Genomic DNA, 10,679 nt, shown 5'->3' with positions numbered 1-10,679 from the left:
CGGTGCGCGAGTTGCAGGAGCGGCTTGGCGTTTCAGCCGCGACGGTCAGGCGCGATATCGACAGGATCGACGAGGCCGGCGAAGCGCGGAAGGTCTATGGCGGCATATCGGCGCTCGACGGCGCTTCCCAGGCCGGTGTTGCCTACGCCAGGCCCTACGACGAGAACCGCGACCTTGCGGTCGAGGCCAAGCGGCAGATCGCCGCTCTCGCGGCGACCATGGTGCGCGACGGCGACGCCGTCATCGTGCATGGCGGCTCGACCTGCTTCCATCTGGGCGTCAAGCTCGCTGAGCGCAACATCCGCCTCTACACCAACTCGATGCCGCTGGCGGCCTATCTCAGCGACCACGGCCATTGCAGCCTGACGGTTGCGGGCGGTGATCTGCATCGCGAACCCGGCATCATCCATTCGCTCAGCCAAGCCGTGCCCTTCTATGCCTCCAAATTCTTTCTCGGCGCGCAAGGCCTTGGCCAGGAAGGCGTGATGGAATCGCACCCGCTGCTGGTACGCTCGATCGTCGATCTCAGCCTTTGCGCCGACCAGATCGTGGTGCTGGCCGACAGCCGCAAACTGTCGATCCACGCGCGCAATGTCGCGTTGCCGCTTTCCCGCATCGGCACGCTGGTCACCGACGACGGTCTCTCCGACGCCGATGCGCGCATGCTGGAGGACGCCGGCGTCATGGTGCGGATAGCCTCGGGAGCCATCCAGTGAAGGTGGCTGTCCTCGATTTCGGCAAGACCAATTCGAAGCTGTTCGTCTTCGGCCAGGACGGGCGGATCATCGACGAGCGCCGGACACAGCCGAAATGGGTGCGCCAAGGCGTCTTCAGCGTGCTCGACGAGGCGGCGCTCCACCATTGGGCGCTCAGCGCCGTTGCCGATGCGGTCGACGGTCATGGAGTGGAAGGGGTCATGGTGTCGGGCCATGGCTGCACCTTTGCCTTGGTCGACGAAGTGGCGCTGACGCATCCGATCCTCGATTACGAGCAAGAGCCGCCGGCCGAGATTGCCGCGCGGATCGATCGCCGCGTTCCGGACTTTTCCGAGACCTTTTCGCCGCGGCTGCCGCTCGGCTTCAACTACGGCCGCCACATGCTGTGGCTGCAGGAGGTCGATCCCGACGCGTTCGCTACGTCGAAATCGATCCTCGGCTATCCGCAATACTGGAGCTGGCGCCTTGGCGGGCGGGCGGTCTCGGAAGTGTCCTATCTCGGCTGCCATTCGCATCTGTGGGCGCCGCGGAGCCAGGACTTTTCCTCGCTGGTCAACGCGCAGGGCTGGCGTGACCGGATGCCTGGCTTCGAGCGCGCCGGCACTGTTATCGGCGAGCACCGCCTCGACGCTGCGGCGCGACCGATCGCCATCCACAACGGCGTCCATGATTCGAATGCGGCGCTCTATGCCTATCGCCGGCAGGAGCTTGGCCCGGTCACCGTCGTTTCGACCGGCACCTGGGTCGTCGTGCTCAATCCGGATTGCCCGCTCGACGCACTCGACCGGGATCGCGACATGCTGGTCAATGTCGATGTCGGCGGCGGCCCGGTGCCGACCATTCGCTTCATGGGCGGGCGCGAATTCGCAACCATCAGCGGCGGCTGGCAAGGCGAGATCGCCCGTCCGGTGGTGCAGCAGGTGATCGATGCCGGCATCATGGCGCTGCCGAGCTTCGCGCCAGGCGGGCCGATGCCCAGTCAGTCCGGCCGGCTGGTGGGGCGCACGCCCGATGCCGAGGAACGCGCGGCGGCGGCGCTGCTCTACGTCGCGCTGATGGTCGATCTGTCGCTCGACCTCATCCATTCGAACAACACGGTGATCGTCGATGGCGGGCTGAACACAGGCGGTGTGTTGGCCGGACTGCTGGCGCAGTTGCGTCCCGGCCAGGCTTTCCTGCAGGGCGCCACGCTGGAGGGCAGCGCCACGGGTGCAGCGGCGCTCGCCTTCGAGAGCGTCGGGCGCGAATTCGCCGCCGAAGTTCCAGAGCCGGTGCACGCGTCGCGTTTCACCGGGTTGGCAGGCTATCGCAGCAACTGGCGTGACGCCACGATGGACCAGGGCGTCGCCGGTGCGGCAGTGGGAGGTGCGCGATGAGTGCGATTGCCCAGGCCGAGACGGCGCGCCAGCCGGTGCTGGAGATGCGGCACATCTCCAAGACGTTCGGCGCGATCCGTGCCTTGCACGATGTCTCGCTCAGCGTCCATGCCGGGGAGCTGCACGCCTTGATGGGCGAGAACGGCGCCGGCAAGTCGACATTGATGAAAGTGCTTTCAGGCGCCTATCGGCCGGATGCCGGCGGCGAGATCCTGATCGACGGCATGCCGACTGCGACCGGCGATCCGATCAAGGCGCGCGCCAGCGGCGTCGCGGTGATCTATCAGGAGCTGTCGCTGGCGCCCAATCTGACGGTGGCGCAGAACATCTTCCTCGGCAACGAGCCGCGACGCTTCGGCATCGTCGATCGCGACCAGTGCACCCGGCGCGCCAGCGAGATCATCAAGCGGCTCGGCGTTTCCTTTTCGGCCCGCGACATGGTCTCCAGCCTGTCGCTCGGCGAGCGCCAGCTGGTCGAGATCGCCCGCGCGCTATCGACCAATGCGCGTATCATCGTCATGGACGAGCCGACCACGTCGCTGACCTCGCGCGAGACCGACCGGCTGTTCGAGGTCATCGCGACGCTGAAATCGCAAGGCATCGCCATCATCTACATCAGCCACCGCATGGAAGAGGTGTACCAGCTTGCCGACCGCGTCAGCGTGCTGCGCGACAGCGGTTATGTCGGCACGCTCGAGCGTGCCGACCTCAGTGCCTCGCGCCTCGTCTCGATGATGGTCGGCCGCGATTTGTCGGCTTTCTACAAGAAGGATCATCGGCCGCCGGACGAAAAGCGCGCGGTGGCGCTCTCGGTGCGCGCCATGTCCGACGGCCGTCTCCTGAAAAACTGTTCGTTCGACCTGCACAAGGGCGAGGTGCTGGCGCTGGCGGGTCTGGTCGGTTCCGGCCGCACAGAGCTTGCGCGGCTGATCTTCGGCGCCGACAGGCACATTTCAGGCACGCTGGAACTCGACGGCAAACCTGTAACCATCGGCTCGCCGCGCGAGGCGCTCGATGCCGGCATCGCCTATCTGACCGAGGACCGCAAGGAACTCGGCCTGTTCCTCGACATGTCGACCTCCGACAATATCAGCATGGGCGTGCTGGCGCGGGATTCGCGCGCCGGCGGCTTGCGCGACTTCGCGGCCGCCGAAAGGCGTGCTTCCAAGGCCGTTGCCGATCTCTCCATCCGCACCAGTTCGGTGCAGGCCAATGCCGGCTCGCTGTCGGGCGGCAACCAGCAGAAGGTGCTGCTCGCCCGCCTGCTCGAGACCGAGCCGAAGGTCGTCATCCTCGACGAGCCGACCCGCGGCGTCGATGTCGGAGCGAAATCGGAAATCTACCGGCTGATCGACAATCTCGCCAAGCAGGGCATCGCCATCCTGATGATCTCCAGCGAACTGCCCGAGGTGATCGGTGTCGCCGATCGCGTGCTGGTGATGCGCGACGGCACGATATCGGGCGAGGTGACGGCATCGCAAGGCGAACCGCTAAGCCAGGAGGAAATCATGGAACTTGCAACGGGAGCGGCTCAGCAATGACCGACAAGGCGACCGAGATCAGCGCAGGCGGCAAAGCCACCGGCACGAGCCGACGGTTGCGCACGGCTTTCGCTGCCCTTGGCATGCTGCCGGTGCTGATCCTGCTGGCGGCCGGCTTCCAGTTCCTGAACCCGCGCTTCCTGACCGAGACCAACCTGTTGATCGTCACCCAGCAGTCGTCGATCAACATCGTGCTGGCGGCCGGCATGACCTTCGTCATCCTCACCGGCGGCATCGACCTGTCCGTCGGCGCCATCCTCGCCGCATCGGCGATGGTGGCGGTGATCGTATCGCTGGTGCCGGACTGGGGTTTGCTCGGCGTGCCGGCGGCCATTCTGGTCGGCCTCGGCTTCGGCCTCGTCAACGGGCTGCTCATCGCCTACATCAAGCTGCCGCCCTTCATCGTCACGCTGGGTTCGCTGACCGCGGTGCGCGGTGTCGCCCGCCTGCTCGGCCAGGACACGACGGTGTTCAATTCGGACCTGCCGTTCGATTTCATCGGCAACGGTTCGCTGTTCGGCATCCCGTGGCTGGTCATCATCGCACTGTCGGTGGTGGTGCTGTCCTGGCTGGTGCTCAAGCGCACCGTGCTCGGCACCTGGATCTACGCCGTCGGCGGCAATGCCGAAGCGGCGCGGCTGACCGGTATCAAGGTGCCGCTGGTGCTGCTCTTCGTCTATGGCGTTTCCGGCCTGCTGGCCGGCCTCGGCGGCGCCATGTCGGCGGCCCGGCTCTACGCCGCCAACGGCTTGCAGCTGGGCCAGTCCTACGAACTCGACGCCATTGCCGCGGTCATTCTCGGCGGCACCAGCTTCGTCGGCGGCGTCGGCTCGATCTGGGGAACGCTGATCGGCGGCCTGATCATCGCGGTGCTCTCCAACGGGCTCATCTTGGCCGGTGTCTCGGACATCTGGCAGTACATCATCAAGGGATTGGTCATCATCGTGGCGGTCGCCCTCGACCGCTACAGGCTCCAGGCAGGAGCAAGAACGTGATTGACCTTAGTCGCCGGCGTCAACGACCGGTTTGTGTAACGCACCGTGAGAGGCGCGGGGCAATCGGAGGAAAGCAATGAAGACCATCGCCAAACTGCTCTGCGGCGTCGCACTCGCGTCGCTCGCCATCGCGCCTGCTTCGGCCAAGGACCTCAACAAGGTCGGTATCTCGGTCGGCCTGCTCGGCAATCCCTTCTTCGTCGCCACCATCAAGGGCATCGAGGACGCGGCCAAGAAGATCAACCCGAAGGTCGAGGTGACCTCGGTATCGGCCGACTATGACCTCAACAAGCAGGTCTCGCAGGTCGATTCGTTCATCGCCGCCGGTGTCGACGTGATCATGCTCAATGCCGTCGACGCCAAGGCGATCGCGCCGGCGGTGAAGAAGGCACAGGCCGCAGGTATCGTCGTTGCCGCCTTCGACGTTTCGGCGCCGGGCGCCGACGTCACCGTGATGACCAACAACGTCAAGGCCGGCGAAGAGGCCTGCCAGTACCTGGTCGACCATACCGGCGGCAAGGGCGACTACGTCATCCTCAACGGACCGGCATCGTCGTCGATCCTGGAGCGGGTGAAGGGCTGCAAGAACGTGCTTTCGCAGCATCCCGACATCAAGATCCTCTCCGACGACCAGAATGCCGAAGGCTCGCGCGACGGCGGCCTGAAGGTGTTCCAGTCGCTGCTCACCCGCTTCGACAAGATCGATGCGGTGTTTGCCATCAATGACCCGACGGCGATCGGCGCCCAGCTCGCTGCCAAGCAGCTCAACCGTTCGGAGTTCATCTTCACCGCCGTCGACGGCGCGCCCGATATCGAGAAGGAACTCTCTTCCGGCACCTCGATGATCAAGGCCTCGGCCTCGCAGGATCCCTATGTGATGGCCGGCCAGTCACTGACGATGGCGGCCGAACTGCTGGCCGGCAAGAAGCCGGTGGAGCCGACCGTTCTGCTCGACCCGAAGCTGATCACGGCCGAGAACCTGAAGGACTACAAGGGCTGGACCGCAGCCCGCTAAATTCTTCCCAAGACCGGTGCGGCCGGGATGACCCGGCCGCACCTTGTCAGCACCGGAGACGATGATGTCGCGTATTGGAATCCATTCTTTCGTCTGGTCGGCGAGCTCGGCTCAGGCCGATCTGGAGCGCACGCTGGCCAACACCAGGGAGGCCGGCTTCGACCTCATCGAATTCTCCTATCTCGACCCCGCCAATGTCGACATCGGCGGGCTTGCGGGGCGCATCGCCGATCTTGGCCTCGGCGTGGCGATCAGCATCGGATTGCCTGGTGATGGCGATATTTCGAGCGCCGACAAGGCAATTGCCGCGCGCGGCGTCGAAATCCTCAACGACACCATCGCGCTGACGCGTGACCTCGGCGGTCGGAAGGTCGCCGGCATTCTCTCGACCAGCCACGGATTGCAGGTCGAGGCGCCGACGCGCGATCAATGGCAGCGCAGTGCCGGCACGCTGGCCAAGGTTGCCGAAACAGCCAAGGCGGCCGGCGTCACGCTCAACCTCGAGATCGTCAACCGCTTCGAAAGCAATCTGCTCAACACCGCCGCGCAAGGACTGGCCTTCATCGAGGACACTGGCTCGGACAACATCTTCCTGCATCTCGACACGTTCCACATGAACATCGAGGAGGCCGATGTCGGGCTGGCCATCCGTCAAGCCGCGGACAAGATCGGCTATGTCCATATCGGCGAAAGCCATCGCGGCTTCCTCGGCACCGGCAATATCGATTTCGCCGCGATCTTCGATGCGCTGACGGCGATCGGCTACAGCGACGATCTCAGCTTCGAATCCTTCTCTTCGGAAATCGTCGATGAGCACCTGTCGAAGAAGACCGCCATCTGGCGCAATCTGTGGACGGACAACATGGCGCTGGCCAAGCACGCGCACGCCTTCATCGGGCTCGGGCTGGAGACGGCAAGGCGCAAGGCGGAACTCGTTTCGGCGCGCCACAAACCCTGACCCGCCCTTCGAGAGCCGAAGGGCGCGGCGTGCGCCGCATGGCAGGGCTCTGACTTCAAATCAACAAACGGCCTCGTGGCAGCCAGTGCTGGCAGCTTTTGCGCCGCCAGCTTTTTCGCGATAGGAATTTTTTCTTGACTCGGTGACCTCAGCTATGGTACATTTTTGCCTATGGTGCTGATTTGCGCCAGTGACCCGCCGCACAGGCGGGTTTTTGTTTGATGCACCGTCAGCCAAGGTGCCGGCCGTATGGCGCCGGCATTGCTCGCGGCAGGTGCATCGGTTATCTGACCGGCCAGGCAAACAGCGCCACGCAATCCCCAAACGGAGTTCAGCACATGACACGCGAGACAATCCTCAAATTCGGCACCGTCGAACACGCGGACGCAGGCGATCTGGCTGGCTGGATCGTCGTCGAGGGCAGGCCGACCATGCAAACCGCCGTCCAGCACACGACCGAGGACGGCAAGGTGTTGTCGGGCACCTGGCGGGCGACGCCCGGCACCTATCACGCCACCTATACCGACTATGAGTTCGTGCACATGATCGCCGGCCGCATCATCATCACGCCGGACGGCGGCACGCCGGTCGAGGTCGGCCCCGGCGATGCCTTCGTCGTGGAAGCGGATTTCAAGGGAACCTGGAAGATCATCGAGCCGGTGACGAAGCATTTTGTCGTGCGGGTCGGCTGAAGCGGGGTGATCCGTCTGGCCCGCCATCGCGGCGAGTGCTCAAGCGAAGCTTTTTCGTGCCTCCGGAGGCCTTTTGGAGGCCATCCCACCCGACATCGCGTGGGTGTCGCCGATGGCTCGGAGGAGGTGCGCTGACCTGGGCGCGGTAAGCGTATTCGCTGATCTCTGCATTCGCCGGGGCCTCGGCCAGGCCACTCCTCGGACTCCGGTCATTGGGTCATGAAGGCGTCTGCGGCGTCATCCAGACGGTCGGCCTCGACATGAATGATACGGCACTCGCCAGCCAAGCGCCCTCTCATCGGTGCTTGCCGGCCAGGTATCCTTGATAGACCGGATTGATCCCCTAGTTCTTTCGGGGGCGCGGCAATCGCGAGGTTGCCTCGGGGGCAGCGGCGGTTCGCGCCGTTCTGACTGCACGCCGCGGAAAGACGGTTGGACCGACGCATCCATGGAGGTCGTCGTGCGTCAATCGCGTGGATTCACCTGTGCGTATTTCGTCTTAGCTTGCTCGATCGCGGTAGTTTGCGCAGGAGCTGCAACCGGTGGTCAGCAAGGCGGAGGGCATGGCAACGGCGGCCATGGTTCTGGTGACCATGGGGGCGGTGGAGGTCATGACGCCGGCGGCAACGAGGGCGGCTCGCACAAAGGGACTGGCGACGATCCCGGCGGCTCCAGTTCGTCGGCGGACGACAGCGAGACCAGCACCAGCGGCACTACGACAGCCCCGGGGACGGTAGGTTCGGCCACCGCTACTGCTGTTGCGTCCGCAAGGGGCGGACAGTCGCTCGACTTCCCGGCCGCTCTCCAGCCTCCCAGCGACAGCAAGACTCAATCAACAGTCAGCCGAACCGAGGCGCTGCCGGGCGTCCCGGATAATGTCGTTCGGGCCTGCCATGATGCCATCGAGTCGGCCGCCGCTCCGTTGGGGGCGACCAGCGTGCGCGTCACCAGCGCGGGCTTCGTACATCAGTTGAGTCGGGCGACGATCTCGGCCCCCATCGAGGTCAGCATCGACTATGCGCGGCAAGGCAGCGTGGAAACGCGGCAGGCGGCGATCCAATGCGAATTGGACGCGACAGGCAGCGTGATCGGTCTGACATAGCGCATCGCGCAGAACACTCTCGCTGATGAAGCAGGGTGAATTCGAGAGGCCATTCATCTTTGGCCGAAATGGCAGCAGGCCTCGGGTGTGTTACGAAGGGGTGCGGGGCATCAAAAATGGCCTTCCACGGAAGCGACCGCGCAATCGGAAATCACTGCGGTGTCACGTGTCTTGGCAAGAGCGAATAAGGAAGTGTGATCGAACGCACCCGGGTCATCCGCGAAGGGTTGCGAACCTTGCCAATCTTCTTGCTGACGGCCTTCACCTGGCTGGCTGCCGCGCGGCCAGAACGCGGCTTCAGGGGCGGTTCGATCTGCGCGCTGCGGCGCTCGGTCCTGAGCCTGTCGTTGTCCCCGCGCGCCGCAGCCAAGTCGCGGGCAAGAGAAACACTGGCCTGGCGTTGCTCGTCCAGAGCCTCCTGAAGTTTAGCGACACGCACCAAAAGAGCTTGGGCGGCGGCTTCGCGCTCGATGCGTGCTCTGTCGAGATCCTCACGATTCATGACGGCTGTAGTACGTTCCCGTGCCAGGGCCTGTGCCGTCTCGGTTGCGGCCTGCTCGGCACGCTCTTTCGCTGAGACTGCCTTGGCTCGCTCCAGTTCAGCCGCCTGGCGCTCGATGCGAGCTTTTTTCAGCTCCTCAACGGCTGCTGCTGCTGCAGCGCGTTCTCGTGCGAGCGTTCGCTCCGTGTCAGCTGCGGTCTGCTCCACTTGTTGTCTCGCTGTGACCGCGTCGGTCCGTTCGCGCTCAGCCGCAGCCGTACGCTTCATGAGTGCGGCATTGGCCAGTTTCGCTTCGGCGAGATCGCCACGAAGCAGCTCCGTCTTCCGGTGCTCGTCGTCGAGTATGCCGCTCGCCTGCGCCAGTGAAGCCTTGGCCGTGGCGCGATCCTTGGCGGCCTCGGTCTCAAGCTGTTCAATTTGGACGCGCGCTTGCGAGAAATCGCGCGCCTGCCTTTGGGCTTGCTCCTGCTCGAGATGAGCAGCGGGCATCTCCTTAAGGACATAGCTGGCGCCCTCGCTCAGCATCGTGCCGGCCTCTCCCGCAATGCGCCGCAACGCCTCAAGGGTGCGGGCTGCCGCGAGTTCATTGCGCAACCGCTCCTCGCGCGCGTCATCGGCAGCTGCCATGCTTGCCCTCAGCGTGTGGATCTGCTTGCTCGCCTCGAGGAGCGCTCCCTGCAGAGCGGCGCTCCTGGCACGCTCGCCTTCCGCCGCCCGGTGCTCCTGGTCGGCCAATTGTCTCGCAGCGGCAGCCTGAGCACGATCCGTCCCGGTTTGCGCCTGGTTAGCCGTGAGATCCGGGCCAAGCAATTCGGCACTCGCCTGAAATCCCAACGGGCGCGAAAGGTCTCGATGGGCCTGGTCTTGGGTTTGCGAGATGGCGGAAGCGCTTTCGACCCAGATTTGTCTCGTCATCGCATAGCCAATCGGCGCAGCCAGACAAATGGCGGCGAGACCCAAGCGCGATACAAGAACGATCGGCCTGCGAACGACAGGGTTTGAGGCAGGCGCCATGGCCGGGTCGGGATCTCTCATCTGAGCTGTGAAATTCAAACCGCGATCCGCAGCATAGGCCAACGGAGCAATTTTTGGCGGTGAAGCCTTATGGCGCAATTGGTCCCGTGCCGACCCGCAAATCCGCTTCCCACGTTCCGCGATCGCGCTGATGGATGCTGCAAGCCGGCCAGACTGCACTCTGTTCGGTGCAGGAGCACCGGTCTCGACCACTGACGAGCTCCCGCTGGGTTCGGATGTCGCGGCGAAATGTTCGATTCGCACTCCGAACCGAGAGTAGTTGGAATTTTGAGCCCGAACATTCAGGCCGACCGCATGCAAGGGGTTGGCAGCCTTGGAAGAAGCAGGCCCGGCGACAAGTCCGGCCGGGCTTTCCCATTCCCAAGAAGCCTCGTCGGCGATACCGGATCTGCCTTCGTCAAACGCTGCAAGGCGGCGCCGTCGCACCGCGGCAAGGATACGCCGGAGCACAAGATAGACGCCCACCGATGCAAGCGTCACCACTGCGCTCAGAATGGCCAGATTTACGTCGTTTGCATACATTTCGGCAAGATAATTTGGCATTGCCGTGCCCGTGCGTTCTGGTGGTATTGCCAAGTTCATAAAGCGATGTCTGGTCATTCGCCTTGGTATTCGCCAAGGCCTTACCGCTCTCGGAGCGTCGCTTTCTTCGGGATCCTTCTGGTCCTTGCGAATTGTTGCGGATGGCGGGGCGCCGGTCGCGTACCGATAGATCGCCCCAGTTGATATTCCGTAGCGGGCAATGGC

9 protein-coding genes are annotated in these 10,679 nt (G+C 64.3%); 8 read left to right on the top strand and 1 reads right to left on the bottom strand.

What is annotated here, in order from left to right; genetic code table 11:
* The 8 genes from EN925_RS08745 to EN925_RS08710 all read left to right on the top strand — a co-directional run.
* On the top strand, window positions 1-716 hold a 716-nt coding region (locus tag EN925_RS08745), incomplete at its 5' end, for a DeoR/GlpR family DNA-binding transcription regulator (RefSeq protein ID WP_164894163.1).
* Window positions 713-2,092, top strand: a complete 1,380-nt coding sequence (locus EN925_RS08740; RefSeq protein WP_127384997.1) for a carbohydrate kinase — start codon at window positions 713-715, stop codon at window positions 2,090-2,092. The genes EN925_RS08745 and EN925_RS08740, both read left to right, overlap by 4 nt.
* Window positions 2,089-3,633 carry a sugar ABC transporter ATP-binding protein gene (locus EN925_RS08735; protein ID WP_127368605.1) on the top strand — a complete coding sequence of 515 codons (1,545 nt, stop codon included), beginning with the start codon at window positions 2,089-2,091 and terminating at the stop codon, window positions 3,631-3,633. The genes EN925_RS08740 and EN925_RS08735 overlap by 4 nt, the downstream gene beginning before the upstream one ends.
* Window positions 3,630-4,628, top strand: coding sequence for a ribose ABC transporter permease (locus tag EN925_RS08730; protein WP_127368606.1), 999 nt, complete (start codon window positions 3,630-3,632; stop codon window positions 4,626-4,628). The genes EN925_RS08735 and EN925_RS08730 overlap by 4 nt, the downstream gene beginning before the upstream one ends.
* Before the next feature lie 76 nt (window positions 4,629-4,704).
* Window positions 4,705-5,643, top strand: a complete 939-nt coding sequence (locus tag EN925_RS08725; protein WP_127368607.1) for an ABC transporter substrate-binding protein — start codon at window positions 4,705-4,707, stop codon at window positions 5,641-5,643.
* A 64-nt stretch (window positions 5,644-5,707) separates the two neighbouring features.
* The gene (locus tag EN925_RS08720) at window positions 5,708-6,601 is read left to right on the top strand and encodes a sugar phosphate isomerase/epimerase (RefSeq protein WP_127368608.1); all 894 of its coding nucleotides are present in this window, start codon (window positions 5,708-5,710) and stop codon (window positions 6,599-6,601) included.
* A 338-nt stretch (window positions 6,602-6,939) separates the two neighbouring features.
* Window positions 6,940-7,293, top strand: coding sequence for a cupin domain-containing protein (locus EN925_RS08715; RefSeq protein ID WP_024503728.1), 354 nt, complete (start codon window positions 6,940-6,942; stop codon window positions 7,291-7,293).
* 448 nt (window positions 7,294-7,741) lie between these two features.
* The gene (locus EN925_RS08710; RefSeq protein WP_127368609.1) at window positions 7,742-8,395 is read left to right on the top strand and encodes a hypothetical protein; all 654 of its coding nucleotides are present in this window, start codon (window positions 7,742-7,744) and stop codon (window positions 8,393-8,395) included.
* Window positions 8,396-8,546: 151 nt separating this feature from the next.
* Here EN925_RS08710 and EN925_RS40620 read toward each other — a convergent pair whose 3' ends face one another.
* Complete coding sequence (locus tag EN925_RS40620) at window positions 8,547-10,532, bottom strand: hypothetical protein (RefSeq protein ID WP_245460927.1); 1,986 nt, start codon at window positions 10,530-10,532, stop codon at window positions 8,547-8,549.
* Window positions 10,533-10,679 lie beyond the last annotated feature (147 nt).

Origin of the sequence: Mesorhizobium sp. M7A.F.Ca.US.006.04.2.1, assembly GCF_004022915.1 — a bacterium.
In the GTDB taxonomy this organism is placed as follows: domain Bacteria; phylum Pseudomonadota; class Alphaproteobacteria; order Rhizobiales; family Rhizobiaceae; genus Mesorhizobium; species Mesorhizobium ciceri.
Note: the sequence above shows the minus strand (reverse complement) of the source record. Positions and strands in the feature narration are given on the sequence as shown.